This is a genomic window from Thalassospira sp. MCCC 1A01148 (genome assembly GCF_001613795.1).
GTDB lineage: Bacteria > Pseudomonadota > Alphaproteobacteria > Rhodospirillales > Thalassospiraceae > Thalassospira.
Window position 1 is genome coordinate 87,564 of the sequence record NZ_LPVZ01000012.1, and the last position, 20,017, is coordinate 107,580.

18 protein-coding genes are annotated in these 20,017 nt (G+C 55.4%); 5 read left to right on the plus strand and 13 right to left on the minus strand.

Annotated features, from left to right (window positions below):
• The 9 genes from AUQ43_RS03300 to AUQ43_RS03340 form a co-directional block, all read right to left on the minus strand.
• Complete coding sequence (locus AUQ43_RS03300) at positions 1-1,305, minus strand: ArgE/DapE family deacylase (protein WP_062954438.1); 1,305 nt, start codon at positions 1,303-1,305, stop codon at positions 1-3.
• 32 nt (positions 1,306-1,337) lie between these two features.
• Complete coding sequence (locus tag AUQ43_RS03305) at positions 1,338-2,483, minus strand: FAD-binding oxidoreductase (protein ID WP_062954440.1); 1,146 nt, start codon at positions 2,481-2,483, stop codon at positions 1,338-1,340.
• Between the two features lie 11 nt (positions 2,484-2,494).
• Positions 2,495-3,538 carry a histone deacetylase family protein gene (locus tag AUQ43_RS03310; RefSeq protein WP_114129925.1) on the minus strand — a complete coding sequence of 348 codons (1,044 nt, stop codon included), beginning with the start codon at positions 3,536-3,538 and terminating at the stop codon, positions 2,495-2,497.
• A gap of 68 nt (positions 3,539-3,606) precedes the next feature.
• On the minus strand, positions 3,607-4,536 hold the full coding sequence (locus tag AUQ43_RS03315; protein ID WP_062954446.1) for a 3-keto-5-aminohexanoate cleavage protein: 930 nt from the start codon (positions 4,534-4,536) through the stop codon (positions 3,607-3,609).
• Complete coding sequence (locus AUQ43_RS03320; protein WP_062954448.1) at positions 4,533-5,909, minus strand: aspartate aminotransferase family protein; 1,377 nt, start codon at positions 5,907-5,909, stop codon at positions 4,533-4,535. The genes AUQ43_RS03315 and AUQ43_RS03320 overlap by 4 nt, the downstream gene beginning before the upstream one ends.
• A gap of 36 nt (positions 5,910-5,945) precedes the next feature.
• Positions 5,946-7,043: an ABC transporter ATP-binding protein gene (locus tag AUQ43_RS03325; RefSeq protein ID WP_062954451.1), complete on the minus strand. Its 1,098-nt coding sequence runs from the start codon at positions 7,041-7,043 to the stop codon at positions 5,946-5,948.
• 105 nt (positions 7,044-7,148) lie between these two features.
• Positions 7,149-8,303, minus strand: a complete 1,155-nt coding sequence (locus AUQ43_RS03330) for an extracellular solute-binding protein (protein ID WP_062954453.1) — start codon at positions 8,301-8,303, stop codon at positions 7,149-7,151.
• A 107-nt stretch (positions 8,304-8,410) separates the two neighbouring features.
• Positions 8,411-9,211, minus strand: a complete 801-nt coding sequence (locus AUQ43_RS03335; protein WP_084271974.1) for an ABC transporter permease — start codon at positions 9,209-9,211, stop codon at positions 8,411-8,413.
• Between the two features lie 11 nt (positions 9,212-9,222).
• Complete coding sequence (locus tag AUQ43_RS03340; RefSeq protein ID WP_062954456.1) at positions 9,223-10,095, minus strand: ABC transporter permease; 873 nt, start codon at positions 10,093-10,095, stop codon at positions 9,223-9,225.
• Between the two features lie 172 nt (positions 10,096-10,267).
• Here AUQ43_RS03340 and AUQ43_RS03345 point away from each other — a divergent pair, with 172 nt between their 5' ends.
• Together AUQ43_RS03345 and moaD are read left to right on the plus strand one after the other, a co-directional pair.
• Positions 10,268-11,212: a LysR family transcriptional regulator gene (locus tag AUQ43_RS03345; RefSeq protein ID WP_232310572.1), complete on the plus strand. Its 945-nt coding sequence runs from the start codon at positions 10,268-10,270 to the stop codon at positions 11,210-11,212.
• A gap of 95 nt (positions 11,213-11,307) precedes the next feature.
• The gene (gene moaD, locus AUQ43_RS03350; RefSeq protein WP_062954458.1) at positions 11,308-11,559 is read left to right on the plus strand and encodes a molybdopterin converting factor subunit 1; all 252 of its coding nucleotides are present in this window, start codon (positions 11,308-11,310) and stop codon (positions 11,557-11,559) included.
• A 23-nt stretch (positions 11,560-11,582) separates the two neighbouring features.
• On the opposite strand, the gene AUQ43_RS03355 is transcribed toward moaD, so the two are convergent.
• The 4 genes from AUQ43_RS03355 to AUQ43_RS03370 form a co-directional block, all read right to left on the minus strand.
• A complete protein-coding gene (locus AUQ43_RS03355) occupies positions 11,583-12,425 on the minus strand; it encodes a hypothetical protein (protein ID WP_062954461.1) in 843 nt (280 codons plus the stop codon).
• Between the two features lie 118 nt (positions 12,426-12,543).
• A complete protein-coding gene (gene choV, locus AUQ43_RS03360; protein WP_062954464.1) occupies positions 12,544-13,740 on the minus strand; it encodes a choline ABC transporter ATP-binding protein in 1,197 nt (398 codons plus the stop codon).
• A gap of 2 nt (positions 13,741-13,742) precedes the next feature.
• Positions 13,743-14,591 carry a choline ABC transporter permease subunit gene (gene choW / locus AUQ43_RS03365; protein WP_062954467.1) on the minus strand — a complete coding sequence of 283 codons (849 nt, stop codon included), beginning with the start codon at positions 14,589-14,591 and terminating at the stop codon, positions 13,743-13,745.
• A gap of 101 nt (positions 14,592-14,692) precedes the next feature.
• Positions 14,693-15,652 (minus strand): choline ABC transporter substrate-binding protein, encoded by a 960-nt coding sequence (locus tag AUQ43_RS03370; protein WP_062954469.1) that lies wholly within the window; start codon positions 15,650-15,652, stop codon positions 14,693-14,695.
• A 377-nt stretch (positions 15,653-16,029) separates the two neighbouring features.
• Between AUQ43_RS03370 and betI the strand changes: the two genes are divergently transcribed.
• The 3 genes from betI (at position 16,030) to betA (ending at position 19,902) form a co-directional block, all read left to right on the plus strand.
• On the plus strand, positions 16,030-16,620 hold the full coding sequence (gene betI / locus AUQ43_RS03375) for a transcriptional regulator BetI (RefSeq protein ID WP_062954472.1): 591 nt from the start codon (positions 16,030-16,032) through the stop codon (positions 16,618-16,620).
• 65 nt (positions 16,621-16,685) lie between these two features.
• Positions 16,686-18,143 (plus strand): betaine-aldehyde dehydrogenase, encoded by a 1,458-nt coding sequence (betB, locus tag AUQ43_RS03380; protein WP_062954474.1) that lies wholly within the window; start codon positions 16,686-16,688, stop codon positions 18,141-18,143.
• 73 nt (positions 18,144-18,216) lie between these two features.
• Positions 18,217-19,902, plus strand: a complete 1,686-nt coding sequence (gene betA, locus AUQ43_RS03385; RefSeq protein ID WP_062954476.1) for a choline dehydrogenase — start codon at positions 18,217-18,219, stop codon at positions 19,900-19,902.
• Positions 19,903-20,017 lie beyond the last annotated feature (115 nt).

Consider the following 20,017-nt stretch of genomic DNA (forward strand, 5'->3'; position numbering starts at 1 on the left):
TTAGGTAGCACGCTTTTGCACGCCGCACCAGTCGGCGATGAACAGGGCAAGCACCTCGGTTACTTCCATCATCGATGCGATAGAAACCCGTTCATCAATACCATGAATGCGTTCGGCCTTCGGGCCGTAACAGGTTGCCGGGATGTTGCCATAAATCTGGAAGAAGCGCGCATCAGTGGTCGCGGTCGAGGCAAGGTTTTTGATCTCCTTGCCCGTCACTTCCTGATGAATATCGCCAATCATGGACATCATCGGGTGATTGATATCCATCTCGCAGCCTTCGGCCTGAAAACCGCGATAGGTGATCTCGATCTTGGCCCCCTTGCAGGCGGGGTGGTTATCAAGCGCGCTTTGCTTCACGGCCTCAATGGTCTCGCGGACCTTTTCAAGTTCCATACCCGGATAGAAACCAACCCGGATATCCGCCGTGCACACCGGCGGCACGGTGGATGCCCATTCGCCGCCTTCAATCTTGCCCAGATTGAAGTTTACCGGATGGACATGCGCACCAAACGCTGCGTGACGATGGGTCGGATGGTTCCAGATTTCCTCGACTTCCTTCAGGGTTTCAAAGAAACCAAAGGCAGATTCAATCGCGTTGCTGCCCGCCGAGGTATCGAGAACATGTGCCGGACTGCCTGAAACATGGATCTGGAACCACATGACACCAAGTTGGGCGGTCATCAGGGTCTGGTTAAACGGTTCGGGAATGATGGCACAATCGGCCTTGTATCCTGCATGCAGGCAGGCCAGCGCGCCGTTGCCGGTGCATTCTTCCTCGATCACCGATTGCAGTGCGACCGGTGCAGCCGGTTCAAGCCCGATATCGTGCAGCGCCTGAAGCGCCTGGCAATAGGCAATGATCCCGGCCTTCATGTCGCCAGCGCCGCGGCCGTAAATCCAGTCATCCTCGACATGCGGCGTGAAGGGGCCATGGCGCCATTGTTCGGCCGGGCCGGTCGGCACGACATCCATATGACCATTCAGGATAAGGCTTTTCCCGGTCGGGTTTTTCGGACGATGCAGGCCAACAACGTTTTCACGCCCGTCATAATCATCAATCACGGGCGGCGAAAAGCCCGGCTGATCGCGTAAGGCGCTGATATCAATCTTGACGCGTTCGACATCCAGCCCCATTGCCGCAAACTTGTCAGAAATCCAACCTTGCGCAGATGCTTCATTGCCAAGCAGGCTTTCATGACGCACCAGCGCACATAAATCATCAATCGCGCTTTGGGTGCGCTTTGAAACAGCATCGCGCAGGGCTGCACGATCAAATTGCGCTGCACGGTCAAACTGGCTCATTGGTCTTTCTCCTGATCGGTCAAGGCCGAAAATTACTTGCCGCTAACAAGGGTGGGACGGGTTGCCGACAGGGCATCTTTGGTAATGCCAAGTTTTTCCATCTGCGCCGGAACTCCGTTTCCGGTGATGATACTTGCGGCATATTCACCCATGGCCGGTGCGGTCTGGATGCCATAACCGCCTTGACCGGCCAGCCAATAGAAACTGTCATCTGCCGGATCAAAGCCTGATACCGGATCACCATCGGCAAAGAAGCTGCGCAATCCGGCCCAGCTTTCACCCGGGCGGCGGACCTCGATGCTGGTCGCCGTCATCAGGCGATCTATGGTGATCGCGATATCAAGTTCTTCGGGCTGCACGTCATGCGGCTCGGTCGGGGTGGTGTCGGCCGGCGACACCAGCAAACGGCCGGCATCTTCCTTGAAATATAGCGTCTCGTCGAGGCTTGCGACCAGCGGCCAGCCATGCGGTTTCACATCGTCCGGTACATCCACCATCACCGCCGTGCGGCGTTTTGGTACGATGCCAAGCGGTTTGATCCCGGCCTTGGTGGCGATCTCATCAGCCCAGGCGCCAGCCGCATTAACCACGATATCGCCGGTAAAAACATCACCCTTGGCGAGCGTGATCTGCCATTTGCCGTCTGCCTTGCCAATCGTGCTGACATCGGCCTTGGTGACAACCGAACCGCCAAGCGCCTTGAACTGGCGGATAAAGCCCCAGTGAAGCGCATGCACATCAATGTCCATGGCGTCCGTTTCATAGGCGGCCTTGGCGACATGCTCGGTATGGATAACCGGGATGATTTCCTTGAGTTCATCGGGCGTCAGTTCAACAAAGTTTGCGCCATTGGCGCGCCCTTCGGTCAGGATGGCATCCAGTTCGGCTTCTTCGCCCGGGGCTGCTGTCATGATGATGCCGCGCGGGGTCAGGATCGGGTTTTCGCTAAACCCGTCTGGTGGGGTCATGAAGAAAGACCGGCTGGCAGTTGACATCTTGCGGATGATTTTCGGGCCATAGGTCTCGCTATAAAGCGCGGCTGACCGGCCAGTGCTGTGATAGCCCGGCTGGTCTTCGCGTTCGAGTACCGTGACGGATTTACCCGCCTTTGCCAAAAAGAATGCTGCTGACATTCCGGCGATGCCGCCGCCGATGATCAGGATGTCCGAATGGGTCATGTGGGGCCTTCTTAAATCGTGTGGGTCTTGGTGGTCGCGCCAAAGCCGCTGATGAATTGATAAAGGTTTTCTGCAAGTGTTTCACTAACATAACCACCTTCCTGTACCAGAACGGTCGGGCAGGAGAGGGTGCCAGTCTTTTCGCCGATCCGGGCAAAACCATCTGGACTGACCGTCAGTCCGCCAAACGGATCATCGCGTGATGCATCAAGGCCAAGCGCAATGACAACCGCATCAGCACCGAAATCATCGATCTTAGCCAGTGACCGATCAAGGGCATCAAGGAATACATCATCACCGCTGCCAAGGGGCAGGGCCTGATTGTGGTTGAAACCAAGCCCGTCCTTCTCGCCGCATTCCTCGGCATGCCCCCAGTAAAACGGATAAAAATCCATCGGATCAGCATGGATCGACAGGGTCATGACATCAGACCGGTCATAGAAAATATGCTGGGTCCCGTTGCCGTGATGCAGATCGACGTCAAGAATTGCCACGCGGTCATATTTGCAGCGGAGCTCCTCGGCGGCAATCGCACTATTGTTCAGGTAGCAAAATCCACCGGCAATATTGCCACTGGCATGATGGCCGGGCGGGCGGCACAGGGCATAGGCGGTATTCGCACCCCGATCACGGACATGGCGTGCAGCCGCAATTGCGGTTTGCGCACTGGCATAGGCCGAATGCCATGTGGTGATTGAGACCGGGCAGGACGTATCGCCAAGATGAAAGCCCGCCTTGCCCGCAGGATGACGCGGGTAGGGGCCGTTGCGATCAAACGGGTGGATGTTTGGAATGACTTGTTCTGCACCCCCGACATCCTGCCACTCATCGTGAATGGTCTGCAGGAAGTTCAGATATTGCGCATCGTGAATGGCGGCAATCGGGGCCAGTCCGGCATCATTGGGGTCATGAAGATCAAGACCCAGACGCGCAACCGCACCGCGCAGGATTTCCGCGCGTTCGGGGACTTCGGGGATCGGTTTTTTCTCGCCTGCGACAATGAATGTCTTGCCGTGATGGCGTAACTGATCGTCTGAGAAATAGGCATGCATCATCGCTGCCGCCTTTCACGTCATGTGGTCAAACGGTGGTGGCGTCGTCGTTTGGGTGTTTGATCCTGATCCTAGAAGGCGACCTTGTCGCCACCTTTCAGGCCCAGAATTGCACGCGCTTCGTCCGGGGTTGCGATTTCAAGCGACAACCCGTCCAGCACCTCGCGGATTTTGCGCACTTGCGATGCGTTGTCCGGCGCAAGTTCGCCCTTCTTGATATACAGATTGTCCTCAAGCCCGACCCGCACATTGCCGCCCATTGCAGCCGACATGCTGCCAAGCGGCATCTGATGGCGTCCAGCACCCAGAACAGAAAACTGGTACTGATCGCCAAACAGCTTGTCTGCGGTGCGTTTCAGATGCGCCAGGTTGTCGGGATCCGCCCCGATTCCACCAAGAACACCCAACACGAACTGAATGAAAATCGGTCCCTTGATCAGGCCACGATCAACGAAATGCGCCAGGGTATATAGATGGCCGACGTCATAGCATTCAAACTCGAACCGCGTACCATTGGCATCACCGAGATCGGCCAGAATGGTTTCGATGTCCGAAAACGTATTCTTGAAAACAAAGTCACGGCTGCTTTCAAGGAATTCCGGTTCCCAGTCATGTTTCCATTCATTGCGGCTGGTAAGGGCCGGGAACAGGCCGAAATTCATCGTGCCCATGTTCAGTGATGCCATTTCCGGTGCCGCTTCGCGTGCCGCCCGGATGCGGTCACGAACATTCATGTTCATGCCGCCACCGGTTGAAATATTGATCACCGCATTGGTCGCCGCCTTGATCTTTGGCAGGAACTGCATGAATACGTCCGGGTCCGGGCTTGGATACCCCGTTTTGGGATCTCGCGCATGCAGATGCAGGATTGATGCCCCGGCATTGGCGGCATCAATTGCCTGCTGGGCGATCTCATCGGGCGTTACGGGCAAATGCGGGCTCATGGACGGGGTATGCACCGATCCGGTAATCGCACAGGTGATGATAACTTTGCGGCTCATGCGAAGGCTCCTGCGACTACGAGTTCGTCTTGCAGTTCGGTCAGCGCCTTGCGCAGCGGCACCAGAATGTCTGCAAACTGTTCCTTGGTGATGGTCATTGGCGGGCAGACCATGACATGATCGCCGCGATAACCGCCACGCGTGCGGCGCCAGTAAATGATCAGGCCCATCTCATAGGCGATATCGACCAGTCGCGCTGCAGCCATATGTTTGGGCTCAATCGGGTCCATGCTGTTGCGGTCCTTGACCAGCTCCATCGCCAGCAACAATCCCTTGCCGCGTACATCGCCAACCATCGGGAAGTCTTCGGCAAGTTTGGTCAACTCATCCTTGAGTGCCGCGCCATTGGTCGCCGCATTTTCAAGAAGATTGTCCTGTTCAATCACATCAAGGACGCCATTGCCCGCAGCACAGGCCAACGGGTTCCCGGCATAGGTATAGCCGTGAATGAACCCGCCATGGTCAAGAACCGGGCCAACAATGCGATCAGGTGCAATCATCGCACCAAGGGGGGCGTAACCGGCCGCCAGGCCCTTTGAAACAGCAAGGATATCGGGCGTGATGCCCCAATGTTCAGCGGCAAAGTATTTGCCGGTGCGACCGGCACCGGTCATGACCTCGTCATAGATCAAAAGAATGCCGTACTGATCGCAAATCTCGCGAATACGGCTATAGTAACTGTCCGGGGCGACAAGCGCGCCGGTGGCTGCCCCGCCAACAGGTTCCATAATGAAACCAAGAACGGTTTCCGGGCCCTGTTTGATGACTTCGGCTTCAAGCATGTTGGCATATTTGATGCCGCGCTCATGATCGCTCAGGTCATCACGATCAAGATAGCATGTCGGTGCGGGAATTTTCGGCTGATCGACCATCATTGGCGCAAAGGGCGCATGCATCGGCGTATAGCCGGTGATGGCAAGCGCACCCAGTGTTGCACCATGATAGCTCGGAAAACGTGAGATGATCTTTGTGCGCTGTGCCTGGCCTTTGGCCAGTGCATATTGCCGGGCAAGCTTGATGCAGCTTTCAACCGCCTCGGACCCGCCAGAAACAAAGAATACGCGTTCAAGATCGCCCGGTGCACGGTCGGCAAGGCGGATGGCAAGGTCTTCGGCCGCGTCATTTTCGAAATGCAGGCGATATGCGAAGCTGGCCTTTTCAAGCTGCTTGGTCATGGCGGCGATTACGCGCGGGTCGCTATGGCCGACATTGCTGACCATGGCACCACTCGACGCATCGATATAACGTTTGCCATCGACATCCCACATGTAAACGCCTTCTGATCGTTCGATCAGCGGGCGGCGGGACCGGCTTTGATAAAACAGACGGGACTCCCGGTTGTGACCGACGGAGCTTTTGGGATCATGCGTCATTCTGGTGGCTCTCCTGAACCGGCAGCATCTTCGAACTCAGTCGTGATGGCCGGGCAACAACACACAATTACGGGCGGCGATATGCATGAATATATCCGCCCCCTCTTTATGGGGGTGGGCATCAATCGGGTTGATGACCTGCCAGTCGCGGCCATTGGCCTCGACAAAGTAACGGGCCTGCTGGCCCAGATAGTCAACAGTTTTGACCTTGCCGGGGATGGCAATGACACCATCTGATGCCTTGTTTTGTTCCGATAGATCAATTTTTTCTGCCCGGACAACGGCCCGAACATCTTTTGAATTCTTGGCTTTCACCGTCTGTTCGTCAGTCGTAAGCAACGTCTCACCGCTTTCGAGCTTCACATTGGTGAATGCCGCATCCGGGCTGCCAAGGTTGCCCGCAATGATATTGGAATGTCCAAGGAAGTCTGCAACAAACGCCGAAGCGGGATTGTTATAAACCTCTTCAGGGGCACCTTCCTGTTCAACAAAGCCATTATTCATGACAACCAGCTTATCGGACATGGCAAGGGCTTCGGACTGGTCATGGGTGACAAATACCGTGGCCACGCCAAGCTCGCGCTGGATGCGTTTCAGTTCCACACGCATTTCTTCGCGCAGATTGGCATCAAGGGCCGAAAGCGGTTCATCAAGCAGAAGCACATCCGGCTCAATCACAATCGCACGCGCGAGCGCAATGCGCTGCTGCTGACCACCGGAAAGCTGATTGGGATAACGGTCTGCGACATGGGGCAGTTGCACAAGATCAAGCGCCTTGTTGACCTTGGCGGCAATGTCGGCTTTGGACACCTTGCGGTATTTCAGGCCAAAGGCGATGTTGTCAAAGATCGTCTTGTGCGGGAACAGGGCATAGTTCTGAAACACAAGGCCAAGGTTGCGTTTGTGGATCGGCAGGCTGTTGACCCGTTTTCCCCGGATCATCAAGTCACCCTCGGTGATATCGGTCAGACCTGCAATCATGCGCAGCGTTGTCGTTTTGCCGCAACCTGACGGACCCAGGAAAGTTACAAAGCTGTTGTCCGGGACGGTCAAGTCAATGCGTTTTACGGCAGTGAATTCACCAAACCGTTTGACGACATTTTGCAGTTCAACAGCGTTATCTCTGTCTGCCATTGTTAAATACCCTGTCTGAATTGCGCCGCACCCGACGAAAGGCGGCAAGGGTGTCCTGGCCAGTTGCGCACGGCCAGGACACAGTTTCAGGCGAACAGGCGTGGCTTAGTAGCCGCGCTGTACACGAGAAAAGGTTTTCGACCAGTCAGCTTCGTTTTCATTCCAGTAAGCCGGATCGAAGAAGCTAAGCGACGAAAGTGTTCCGGTCGGATCAAATGCCGGCAGGGTCGGGATGACCTCGCCCAGTTCGATCTTCTGCGGATCAAGGGCCGGCGGATAGCTCTGACCTTCGGCAACGGCAATCGCCACTTCCGGCTCCAGCATGAAGTTCAGAAGTTCTTCACAGGCCGCCATCGGGCTGCCACGCAGCACAAACAGGCATTCCTGCCAGCCAAGACCACCGGCCGGGTCATGATATCCGATGTCATGGCCCTGATCCTGCAGCGCCTTGATGCGGCCCGACCAGCCTTCGGTCACATAGATTTCTTCTTCGGCCAGAAGGCTCATCAGTTCCGCGCCCGAAGACCAGTATTTCAGCGCAAGGTCACGGTGCGCACGAACCATGTCCCAAACGGCTTCAATGTCCTGAATGTTGTTCGGGTCCTGATCAGACTGCAGCGCGCCGTACCAGATGCGGGTTTTCCATTCACCCCAGCCGCCGATCTTGCCTTTATAGGCTTCATCGACCATCAGCTTGGCACCCTTGGCCTTGGCTTCGTCATCGCTGATATATTTGCGGTTATAGGCAATGCCGGTGGTGCCGTAATCATATGGAACAGCCGAAAGTGTACCGCCGGTGATCTTGCGCAGTGGCTCAATCAGGGTTGGGATAACGTTTTTAAGGTTCGGAATGTTGTCTTCATTGAGTTCCGACGTCAGTTCCAGACCATGATAGCGCGCATAGTCAAACACACCTGACAGGTGGGCAAGGTTGAATTCGCCCGGCTGGCTGGCCTTGACGCGGGCAATATATTCATCCGCTCCGCCAAAGGTGCCCGATACAACCTCGATGCCGGTCTTCTTGGTGTAAGGCGCGAAGGCATATTTCTCGAATGCCTCGGAAACAACACCGCCCCAGCCATCAAAGCGGACCTGTTCCGGCGTTGCGGCCATCGCCTTGCGCGCCAGCATGCCCATCGGACCACCGGTGATACCGGCGGTTACACCGGCTGCACCCAGTGCAGTCAGAAAAGTACGGCGGCTGATGTCACCGTCGCGGAAACGATTGAGTAGGCGTTCATAACGTTTGGTATCGTCCATTTAAGGCCTCCTGATAAAACGATATATCCGTTGATCGGTCTTGTTGTTGGTCGTTGTTTCTGTGTTGTTATTCTTGGTTTTGGCGGTTGTCCGCGTTTTACAAAAAGTTACTTTGATGTCCCGGCCTTGCGCATCGCCATGACCCGCGCGATTGATGCCGCCACAAGCGGCAGGGCAATGGTGAAGATCACCATCACAGCACCAAGCGCATTGATTTCCGGGCTGATCGAGTTGCGCAGCATGGCAAAGATCTGGGTCGGGACGGTTTCAACACCGCCCGGCTTCCAGAACAGGGTTCCGGTGATGTCATCAAATGAAATGGTAAAGGCAAACAGCATCCCGGCCATGACGGCAGGCAGCATCAAGGGCAGGGTCACTTCAAAGAAGGTCTGCACAGGTGTCGCGCCAAGGCTCATGGCGGCTTCTTCGACGTCGCGGCGGATGGACACCAGCCGCGCCTGAACCACCAGCACCACAAACGGCAGGGTAAAGACCACATGGCCCATCAAAAGAAGTCCAAAGCTTTTGGGCATCGACAGGTACTGCAAAAACAGCAGGAGCGCCACAGCCAGAACGACTTCCGGGATCAGGATTGGGGCAACCAAAAGGGTTGAAATAGTCCGTTTCCCGGGGAAGTCATATCTGACCATGGCAAGTGCAGCGAGGGTTCCGAGCGTCGTGGAAATTGCGGCTGTAAGCAGGCCGAGTAACAGCGACGTCTTGAAAGCCCGCACAATGGCATCATTGTTCCAAAGCGCCTCAAACCAGCGGAGTGAAAAGCCCTCGATCGGGAAGCTGCCGAACTGGTTGGCGTTAAACGCCAGCAGAATGACAACCGCAACCGGCGCAAACAGGAACAGATAGACAAGGATCGTGGCAATTCGGATTACGGACCAACCGGACATCATTTGCTGCTCCCTTACTTGAAACTCTTGGCGATCTGATCGATGCCGAGATAGCGGGTGTAGATGACGACCAGTGCGCCCAGAAGCGCCAGCAGGACGAGCGAAAGTGCCGAACCAAGCGGCCAGTTGAGCTGGGTGACGATGGCTTCAAACACAAGGTTGGCAAACATCGCATCGCGCGGACCACCAAGAACAATCGGGGTGATATAGGTGCCAGCGGCCAACACAAAGCACAGCAACGACCCCGCTGCCAGACCGGGAAGCGATAGCGGCAAGGTCACTTCGCGAAAGGCCTGGAAACCTGTGCAGCCAAGGCTTTTGGCGGCTTCGGTCAGGTTTTTGTCAATGCCATCAAGGCTGACATAGACATTGAGGATCATGAAGGGCAGCAGATAGTGCACAAGGCCCAGAACAACCGTTTGCTGGTTGTAAAGCATCTGGATCGGGTCATCGATAATGCCAATCGACATCAGCAGCGTATTAAGCGCGCCAGATGTGCCCAGAATATTGATCCACGACATGGTGCGGATGATGTAACTGATCCAGAAAGGCAGCATCAGCAACAGCAACAGAAACGCCTTGGAGTTCATGCGGGTATTGGCGACGAAATAGGCCGGGATATAGCCGACCAGTGCACAGATCACAGTGGTGTAAAAGGCAATCAGAAGCGTCTGGAACAGGATGTCACGGTAAAACCGGTCGCCCAGAACTTCGATCCAGTTATCCAGGTAAAAACCAACCTGATCTGCGCCGGTCGCCGTGCGCAGCCAAAAAGAATAAACGACAATGAATAGCATTGGCACAATCAGCAGAAGACTGATCGTCGCCAGTGACGGTGATAGCAGTAACCACGGAGTCTTGCGGGCTCCGGCGATATCTGCGGCCATTTTTGCCTCCCGTTATTATCTGCGGTCATTGCCGCACCCGGTTATTTGGCCGTGAAGAAATTTGTTGGAGCTATTCCAACCCAGACTTGCATATAGCGCAAATAGATAAGTAGAATAGATCTCATAGCCAATAACTATGTGCGTCGTCGACAAGGACGGAAAGGCGAGTGGAATGAACGAGTTAATGCGTCGGCAGTTCGACTGGAATCTGCTCCATACCTTTACCGTTATTGTCGAGGAACGCTCCATAACGGGGGCTGCAAACCGGCTTTTGCTGCGCCAGCCCAGCGTCAGCAATGCCCTGAAACGGCTCGAAGATCAGATTGGTGCACGTCTGATTGACCGCGAACGTGGCCGGTTTGAAGTGACCGAGCAGGGGTTGGCGCTTTATCATGAATGTCGTGAGATTTGCGGCGCCATACGGCGGTTATCGGATGTGATGTCCGATAGCGGCAATCAGTTGACCGGGCATTTGCATATGTGGCTTGCCAGTCACGTCGTCTTCCCGCCCCTTGATGATGCCCTGTTCGAATTCAATCGCGCCCACCCGGAAGTGACCTATGAAATCGACGTTGCGACCTCGGTCAATGTTGTTGATCAGGTGCTTTCGCAGCAGGCCAGTTTCGGTATCTGTCTGGTCAAGGAACGTCACCCCAGACTGGAATATCGCCGATTGTATCGTGAACATTTCGGTTTCTTCTGCGGTCCGACCCATCATCTGTTTGGCAAGGAGGGGTTGAAACTGGCCGACTTGCGCAGTGAAGCATTCGTATCATTCGCAACCGACCAGCTAAGCGATGCACTTGCACCCGTGGCGGTTTTGCGTGCGCAGGAAGGCATGAAGGGCAAAGTCGTTGCTGTCAGTCCGCATCTTGAAGAAGTCCGGCGTTTGATTAATGCCGGACTGGGTATCGGCCCGCTGCCGATCCATGTTGTGCAAAGCGCGACTGAACGCGGGCAGCTTTGGCGATTGCCGCCCTATGTTGATCCGCCAGCGATTGATATTTACCTTGTGACCAATCCGCGCATGTCGCTCAGTCGTGCCGAACGGTTCTTTATCGAAAACCTGACTGCGCGGCTTGATAATGCGCCCGAAGGTTATTTTATCTACCCCTAGGGTCCAAAAGCCCAGGTCGCATCATTCGGGCTTGCGTGTTGCACTGCTCCTGGGCGAGCATGCGGAGAAATTGCAGTTTACAGTCAGGATCGAAGATGAAGCTTGTCTATTTTTCGTGGGTCAAGGACCGCATTGGAATGGCCGAAGAGCCAATTGATCTTCCCGACAACGTAAAAACGGTTGCTGATCTGTTGGCATGGCTGCCCGGTCGTGGCGAGAATTTCGCCAATGCGTTGGCGGACCCGGCAATCATTCGTGTCGCTGTCGATCAGGAATACGCGACACCCGAAACCGACGTCACCAAGGCTACCGAAATCGCCCTGTTTCCGCCGGTAACGGGTGGATAACCATCTCTTTTGCTAATGTCAGGTCACGTAACCTGATCCTCGCCAGTTGACGCACCAGTCGTGGCAGTTGTATCCGCACCGCTTGCGGGTGAGATGCTGTCATTCCCGCCTGTCGGCGACACGGTCAGCGGTGAGGGATCCGCCGGCGATGGTTGCGGACCGGAATGTGGGGGTGTTGGCGGATCGCCTGCCGGGGGTTCTGCGACGGCTGGCCAGCCTTCTGCATGCTGCAAATAGGTCAGATGCCCGTCATGCAGTTGTGTGACAAAGATTTCCGTCAGGATCGGGTGATCGCCCCAGACCTCGTCTGATCGGGTGTTGACCGGGTTAACGCCGGCATCGCGCTGGGTATACTGCCATTCCGGGTTTTCCGGGGCGGCGATATCGTTGCGCAAGCCCAGCGACCAGTGCTCCCAACTATACCAGTGATCAGAGGCCATCACGATCTTGTAGTTGGTCGGTGCCACAGCAGGGGTCAGGCCATTGACAATCATGCACAGCTTCGCAAAGGCCAGACGACAGGCGCGCTCGGCATTTTCATCCAACTCTATGATCGCACGGTTGAAGTTCTCTGCGATGACAGCGGCCTGATTGTTGGCCGCTGCATTGGCGTTAAAAGCCACATGGACCCAGTCGGTGAAACCATCGCGAAGGCCGGTCATGATGCCCGCCGCGTTGCGTGCGATGGCGCGATCAAAAATCTCGGCGGGTTCGGCGTTGCCGTGCACACTAGGTCCGCCACACAATGCCCATCCCCAGCATGCGGCATCGGGGTAGGGGTCAACAAAACCCGGATCAAGTTCAACACCCGCCCCAAGTTCGGCAGATGCCAGCCCCCTTAATTGCAAGTCGCTCAGCTGCGCCATGGTTACCTCTCATCAAAACGCGGTTACCAGATCGACGCAAAACAGACGGTCTTGTGAGACAAAAAAGGCGGCCTCAACGAAGGCCGCCCTTTTAATCAAGATTTGTGACCGTCGATAATCAGTCCGCGACAGATGCAGTCTGGGTCAGGCTGTCAAAGAACTCCTTGCGGCCCAGGGTGCCGGAAACCTTCCCATCGCGGGTCAGGATGACCGGGTTCTGGGTGATAGAGCGCATATCAATCAGATCCTTAAGCAGCACATCATCCTGTGCGACAAACACAATCGAATTGTCGGTTGCATCCAGTTCACTTGGCAGCGTGCCGTCATAATTGATCAGCTTAAGCTCGCCCCGTTCGCCATTATTGGCAGAGCGCACAACGCCATCCTGAAGCGTGACGCGGATATTGGCATCTTCCAGCATAAGCTCGCCAGCACCGGCTTTCTGGTCGCGACTGATGCGATGCATGATCGCACGCCCGCGCAGGATATTGACCGGGTTCATATGTGCGACAAAGTCAGCGACATAGTCGTTTGCCGGACGCAACGCGATATCTTCGGGCGTGCCATGCTGCACAACATAACCACCTTCCATGATGGCAATCGAATTGCCCAGTTTCATGGCTTCATCAAGATCATGGCTGACAAACAGGATGGTCTTGTTGAGCTTTTCCTGAAGATCAAGCAACTCGTCCTGCAGCCGGTTGCGGATCAGCGGATCAAGGGCCGAGAACGGTTCGTCCATCAGAAGGATCGGCGCATCGGTGGCAAAGGCGCGCGCCAGTCCAACGCGTTGCTGCATGCCGCCGGAAAGTTCATGGGCATATTTGGTCGCCCATTGATCCAGACCAACAAGGGCAAGCTTTTCACGCACGATATCACGGCGCTCGGTCGGGCCCATGCCACCCAGTTCAAGGCCAAAGCCGACATTGTCTTCAACCGTGCGCCATGGAAACAGCGCGAATTGCTGGAAGACCATGGCGACATTTTTACGACGCAGGTTTCGAAGTGTTGCGGAATCACAGCTCGTGACATCCACCATGTCATCACCCGCACGCACACGAAGCGATCCGCGCGATACGGCATTAAGCCCGTTTACACAACGCAGAAGCGATGATTTGCCAGACCCCGAAAGCCCCATCAGGACACAAATTTCGCCTTCCGGAACGTTGAAGCTGACATCGGCAACACCAAGAACATTATTGGTGGCGGCCGCAATCTCTTCGCGGGTTTTGCCCTCGTCCAGCAGTTTAAGGGATTCTGCCTGACGGTTACCAAAGATCACGTCGATATTATCGAATTCAACAGCATTGCTCATGATCACTGCCCCGAAGTTTCGTTGTTGTCGCGACGGCAGATGCGATCAAGCACGATGGCCAAAATCACAATCGCAAGACCCGCTTCAAAGCCCTGTGCGATATTCACTGTGTTAAGTGCGCGCACAACCGGCTTGCCCAGACCATCTGCACCGACAAGGGCGGCAATCACCACCATCGACAGCGACAGCATGATGCATTGCGTAAGCCCCGCCATGATAGACGGCATCGCGGACGGCAATTCGACCTTGAACAGCAACTGGCGCGGCGTACAGCCAAAGCTTTCACCGGCTTCCAGAAGTGCCTTGGGGGTATTGGAAATGCCAAGATGGGTCAGGCGGATCGGGGCGGCAATCGCAAAGATCACGGTCGAAATAAGACCGGGAACCACACCCAGACCAAACAGGATCAAGGTCGGGATCAGATACACGAAGGTCGGGATCGTCTGCATCAGGTCAAGAACCGGACGCATTGCCTGATGAAGCCAGGGACGGTGGGCGGACGCCACGCCAAGCGGCACACCGATCAACATGCAAAACAGCGTCGCATAAATGACAAGGGCCAGCGTTTCCATCGTTTCTTCCCAGTAGCCAAGATTGACCACCAGCAACAGCGACAGAACCGTAAAGGCCGTCAGTTTCCATGACTTGTGCACAACAGCCGCCAGGACGCCAAAGGCGGCAATGATCAGAAGCGCGGGCAACCAGACCAGGAAATCAATGGTGTTTTCGATGATGAACTCGAGAACATCCGAAATGGTATAGAACACGAAGTCGGCATGTTCGTTCAGCGCATCCATCAGGGACGATATCCACTGTCCCAGCGGAATCTTCGTTTCCGTGAGCCATTCCATGCGAAAATATCCGTTCAATGAGAATTAAGAAAAATGCATCCGATGCGCCCGGATCGACCTTGGGTCGGGGGCGGGCGCATCGGTAAAATCAATCGCGGTGCTTAAAGACCAAGACCGGATTTCAGGGCTGCTTTGGCGTCGCCACCGTCAAAGGTGGTCACACCGTCAAGCCATGCCATTGCTGCGTCCGGGTTGGCTTTGAGCCATGCGGTTGCGGCTTCAGCCGGATCGGTGCCTTCGTTCAGGATCGCGTCCATGATTTCGTTTTCCATGGCGAGGCTGAATTTCAGGTTGGTAACGAATTTGCCAGCATTCGGGCATTCGACAGTGTAACCGGCACGCAGGTTGGTGTGAACAGTCGCACCGCCAAAGTTCGGGCCAAAGACGTCATCGCCGCCATCAAGATAGGCCATGTCGTATTTCGCGTTCATCGGGTGCGGTTCCCAACCGAGGAAAACGATGAACTGATCGCGCGAGGATTTGCGCTTTACCTCGGCCAGCATGCCCTGTTCGGAGGATTCAACGAGTTCAAACTCGCCAAGACCAAACTGGTCGCTATCGATCATGTCCTGGATCAGGCGGTTGCCGTCATTGCCCGGTTCAATGCCATAGATCTCGCCATCCAGTTCGTCATGGAACTTGGCGATATCAGCAAAGTCTTTCAGACCGGCGTCAAAGGCATTCTGGGTGACAGCCAGCGTGTATTTCGCACCTTCAAGGTTGGCACCGGTTGATACGACCGTGCCTTTGTCGAGATAGGGCTGAATGTCAGCAGCCATGGTCGGCATCCAGTTGCCCAGGAAGACGTCAACGTCGCCATTGGCAAGGCTGGTATAGGTGACCGGAACCGACAGAAGTTCGGTTTCAGCAGTATAGCCGAGTGATTCAAGAATCACCGATGCGGTTGCCGTGGTGGCCGTGATGTCGGTCCAGCCAACATCAGAGAAAGTCACGGTTTGGCAGGCTTCGCTATCGGCGGCTTTTGCACCGGCGGCACCCAGAAGGGTGGTCGCAATGATGGTGCTGCCAAGCAGGCGGCCGAACGTGGAAAGATTGGTCATGCTTCTGGTTCTCCCTTGTATAAACCTAATGTTACTGATGACCGGATAGGGCCGGTCATCAGAAGACTCTCGGTTCCGGAGGCCAGACGAACATCAACGCAACATAGATGTCGCCAACACTCGCCCAGAGCCGTCAACACGTTCCCCCGAACGTGATTAACGGGCCGGAATAATCACAAAAAACAGCCACATTGCCGCGCAGCAAAGGCTAAAAGCCCTGAGAAACGCGCCGCAAATGCCGACGTGTTTTTATTGATTGATTGTTCAATTAAATTACAGCATATTCTGGTTACGTCAATTGCGAAGGACTAAAAACTGCATTTTATGCTGTTGCAGCGACGGTAAACCCTTCGCAACGCAGAGGATTGGATGAATTAATGCCCAAGGTTGGTATGCAGCCTGTTCGCCGCAGGCAGTTGATCGACGCGACGATTGAAACCATTCATAGCCACGGATTCGCCGATACGACGATTGCCCGTATCGCGAAGGCTGCGGGGATGTCGTCTGGGATTATTTCGCACTATTTTGGTGGCAAGAACGCGTTGCTTGAAGCAACCATGCGCTCCCTGATGCAGGATTTGCGCAACGATTATCTGGTGCGTCTGGCGACGGCCAAGACGCCGATTGATCGCCTGGAAGCGATCATTAACACCAACTTCAACGAAGAACAGTTCACACCACAGGTGACTGTGGCTTGGCTGTCATTCTGGGCACAGGTGCCATTTTCCGATGCGTTGAGTCGGCTGAACAATATCTATTTTCAGCGGCTGGCCTCAAACCTGCGCCATGAACTGCGTCAATTGACGACCGAACAATGTGCTGATGACATTTCAGCCGTAATCGCCGCCATGGTGGACGGGATCTGGGTGCGCACCGGCCTGTCTCACGGCAAATCCGATATCGCAGGGGCGCGCAAAATGGTGCTGGGCACCTTGCGCATGTATCTGGCGAATTCGCCAGCCCGATAGATGCAACCGACCCATAGAAACGTTCAAGGCTGCCGATCAAACGTGCAGCCAGCAGGAGTTTTAAGATGAGCCTTTATCAAATTCAGAATTTCATCAACGGCAAGAAGACCCAGGGGTCGGGCGCGGAAATGGTAACGCTGAATCCCGCGACCAACACCGTTCTTGCAAAGGGCCGCGAAAGTACCGCTGCTGATGTTGACGCCGCAGTCAAGGCTGCCCGCGCCGGGTTCGAGATTTGGAAAAACACCCCGGCTGCCGAACGGGCGCGTGTGCTGTTCAAGGCCGCCCAGATCTTGCGTGACCGCAATGATGAACTGGCACTGGTTGAAACCCGCGATACGGGCCGTGCCATTCAGGAAACCGAAATTGTCGATGTGATTTCCGGTGTTGAATGCCTTGAATATTTCGCCGGTGTCGCCGGAAGCCTTGCCGGTGAGCATATCGATCTTGCGGGCAACTTTGCCTATACCCGCCGCGAAGCAGTTGGCGTTTGTGGCGCCATCGGTGCCTGGAACTATCCGATCCAGATTGCTTGCTGGAAGGCGGCCCCGGCACTGGCATGCGGTAACGCGGTTGTCTACAAACCGTCTGAGACCACGCCGCTTTCTGCCATCGCTGTGGCCGAAGCCCTTCAGGAAGCCGGTCTTCCCGATGGCGTTTACAACGTTGTGCAAGGTGCTCGTGAAAGCGGTGCCGCGCTGGTTGAACATCCCGGCGTTGACAAGATTTCCCTGACCGGTTCGGCCGCAACCGGTGCCAAGGTCGCATCCGTTGCTGCTGGCGGCATGAAGGCCGTCACCATGGAACTTGGTGGCAAATCGCCGATGATCGTGTTCGAGGATGCCGATCTGGACAACGCCGTTTCCGGCGCGCAGATGGCGAACTTCTATTCATCGGGTCAGATTTGCTCGAACGGGACGCGTGTGTTCGTGCATGAAAGTGTGGCCGATGCCTTCATCGAAAAGCTGATCGCACGGTCCAGGGATCTTGTTCTTGGCGATCCGGAAAAGCCTGAAACCCAGGTCGGTCCGATCGTCACCAAGGCCCAGTATGAACAGGTCATGTCCTATATCGAAAAGGGCAAGGCAGAGGGGGCAAAATGCGTCCTTGGCGGCCATGCCGTGTCTGAAGGCATGCCAGAAGGCGGGCTTTTCGTTGCACCGACCGTCTTTACCGGTTGCACCGATGACATGACCATCGTGCGCGAGGAAATTTTTGGTCCGGTGATGTCCGTACTGACCTTTAGCGACGAAGACGAAGCGATCAAGCGCGCCAACGACACCGAATATGGTCTGGCAGCGGGTGTGTTCACCAAGGATCTGTCACGCGGCCATCGCGTGGTTGCCCGCCTTGAGGCCGGTACCTGCTGGATCAATACCTATAACATCACCCCGATCGAGATGCCGTTTGGCGGTGTGAAGAAGTCGGGCGTTGGCCGCGAAAATGGCCGCGCGGCAATTGAATATTACACCCGCATCAAATCCGTTTATGTCGAAACCGGCGATGTCGAGGCCCCTTACTAAGGGCCTTTGATAAACGAACGTCGCCAAATTCTCACCGGCTGCCCACACAGCAAGACCAAACAAGGGATCAGAAATGACGACCCCAACGACCACTGAAAACTACGATTACGTGATTGTCGGATCCGGTTCGGCAGGGGCTGTGCTTGCCAACCGACTGACTGAAGATCCGGAAGTAAAGGTACTGGTTGTCGAAGCCGGGCCGAAGGATCACTGGTGGGACTGGCGCATTCATATGCCGACCGCGCTGTCTTATCCGATGCAGTCGGAAACCTATAACTGGGCCTATTGGACAACCCCGCAGTCCAATCTGAACAACCGCCGCATGGAAACCCCGCGCGGGCGTGTTTATGGCGGCTCCAGCTCGATCAACGGTATGGCTTATGTGCGTGGTCATGCCCTTGATTACAATCGCTGGGCCGAAGAGGACGCGGCCCTTAAGGAATGGGATTATGCCCGTTGCCTGCCGTATTTCCGCCGTGCGAATACCCGTAACGAGGACACAGAAGGCGACGAATATCACGGTGGGGATGGCCCGCTGCATGTGACGACCGGTGCATGCCAGAACGACTTGCACAAGGCATGGATAAAGGCCGGGCAGCAGGCCGGGTATGAATTTACCCCGGATCAGAATGGCTATCGTCAGGAAGGTCTCGGGACCATGGATATGACGGTCTATAAGGGCCGTCGCTGGTCAACGGCGCGGGCTTATTTGCATCCGGCGATGAAACGTCCGAACCTGACCGTCTATCACAAGGCATTGGCGCAAAGTATTGTTTTCGAAGGGAAACGTGCCATTGGTCTTGATTTCACCCATCAGGGCGAACTCAAGCGCGCGGTTGTCGATCGCGAAGTGATTGTCTCTGCCGGATCCATCAACTCGCCAAAACTTCTGATGCTTTCGGGCATCGGGCCAGCGGACCATCTGCGCGAACACGGCATTGATGTTGTCCATGATTTGCCCGGTGTTGGTGAAAACCTGCAGGACCATCTGGAACTGTATGTTCAGATGGAATGCACCAAGCCGATCAGCCTCAATAGCAAGCTTGATTGGTGGAACAAGCTCAAGATCGGTGTTGAATGGTATCTGTTCAAAACAGGCCTTGGTGCGACAAACCATTTTGAGGCCGGTGGATTTATCCGCTCAAAGGCGGGCGTGAAACATCCGGACCTGCAATATCACTTCATGCCGGCTGCGATTAACTATAACGGCTCCAAGGCCGCGGAAAAGGATGGCTTCCAGGCCCATATCGGCCCGATGCGCTCCAAATCGCGCGGAACGGTACGTCTGGCATCCGGCAATCCGAAGGACCGACCAATCATTGATCCGAACTATATGAGCCACCCGGATGACTGGGAAGAAATGCGTGCATCGGTTCGCCTGACCCGTGAAATCTTTGCGCAGGATGCCTTTGCCGATCTGCGCGGTGGTGAAATTGCCCCGGGCAAGGATATCGAAACCGACGCGCAGATTGACGCATGGGTCGCCGACCACGCGGAAAGTGCCTATCACCCGTCTTGCTCGTGCAAGATGGGCAGTGACGAAATGTCGGTGGTCGACGAGAAAACCCGTGTGCATGGCATCGAAGGACTGCGTGTGGTCGATAGTTCGATCATGCCGTCCATCGTGACCGGCAACCTTAATGCTCCGACCATTATGGTTGGTGAAAAGGCTGCTGACATCATTCGCGGGAAAACACCGTTGGCGCCGTCCAATGCGCCGTATTTCGTGCATCCCGAATGGGAAACCAAGCAGCGTTAATACTGGCCATTTCAAATGGTCTGATGATTTCCCCGGTCCGTCATGTGATGGATCGGGGATTTTTGTTTTAGTCCACTGGTGCGTCTGATGCGTCAGGTGCATTGTGAAGTGCCAT

Coding starts and splice junctions, on each gene's coding strand:
- AUQ43_RS03300 (WP_062954438.1), bottom strand. CDS start 1,305: ATGAGCCAGTTTGACCGTGCAGCGCAATTTGATCGTGCAGCCCTGCGC.
- AUQ43_RS03305 (WP_062954440.1), bottom strand. CDS start 2,483: ATGACCCATTCGGACATCCTGATCATCGGCGGCGGCATCGCCGGAATG.
- AUQ43_RS03310 (WP_114129925.1), bottom strand. CDS start 3,538: ATGATGCATGCCTATTTCTCAGACGATCAGTTACGCCATCACGGCAAG.
- AUQ43_RS03315 (WP_062954446.1), bottom strand. CDS start 4,536: ATGAGCCGCAAAGTTATCATCACCTGTGCGATTACCGGATCGGTGCAT.
- AUQ43_RS03320 (WP_062954448.1), bottom strand. CDS start 5,909: ATGACGCATGATCCCAAAAGCTCCGTCGGTCACAACCGGGAGTCCCGT.
- AUQ43_RS03325 (WP_062954451.1), bottom strand. CDS start 7,043: ATGGCAGACAGAGATAACGCTGTTGAACTGCAAAATGTCGTCAAACGG.
- AUQ43_RS03330 (WP_062954453.1), bottom strand. CDS start 8,303: ATGGACGATACCAAACGTTATGAACGCCTACTCAATCGTTTCCGCGAC.
- AUQ43_RS03335 (WP_084271974.1), bottom strand. CDS start 9,211: ATGATGTCCGGTTGGTCCGTAATCCGAATTGCCACGATCCTTGTCTAT.
- AUQ43_RS03340 (WP_062954456.1), bottom strand. CDS start 10,095: ATGGCCGCAGATATCGCCGGAGCCCGCAAGACTCCGTGGTTACTGCTA.
- AUQ43_RS03345 (WP_232310572.1), top strand. CDS start 10,268: ATGAACGAGTTAATGCGTCGGCAGTTCGACTGGAATCTGCTCCATACC.
- moaD (WP_062954458.1), top strand. CDS start 11,308: ATGAAGCTTGTCTATTTTTCGTGGGTCAAGGACCGCATTGGAATGGCC.
- AUQ43_RS03355 (WP_062954461.1), bottom strand. CDS start 12,425: ATGGCGCAGCTGAGCGACTTGCAATTAAGGGGGCTGGCATCTGCCGAA.
- choV (WP_062954464.1), bottom strand. CDS start 13,740: ATGAGCAATGCTGTTGAATTCGATAATATCGACGTGATCTTTGGTAAC.
- choW (WP_062954467.1), bottom strand. CDS start 14,591: ATGGAATGGCTCACGGAAACGAAGATTCCGCTGGGACAGTGGATATCG.
- AUQ43_RS03370 (WP_062954469.1), bottom strand. CDS start 15,652: ATGACCAATCTTTCCACGTTCGGCCGCCTGCTTGGCAGCACCATCATT.
- betI (WP_062954472.1), top strand. CDS start 16,030: ATGCCCAAGGTTGGTATGCAGCCTGTTCGCCGCAGGCAGTTGATCGAC.
- betB (WP_062954474.1), top strand. CDS start 16,686: ATGAGCCTTTATCAAATTCAGAATTTCATCAACGGCAAGAAGACCCAG.
- betA (WP_062954476.1), top strand. CDS start 18,217: ATGACGACCCCAACGACCACTGAAAACTACGATTACGTGATTGTCGGA.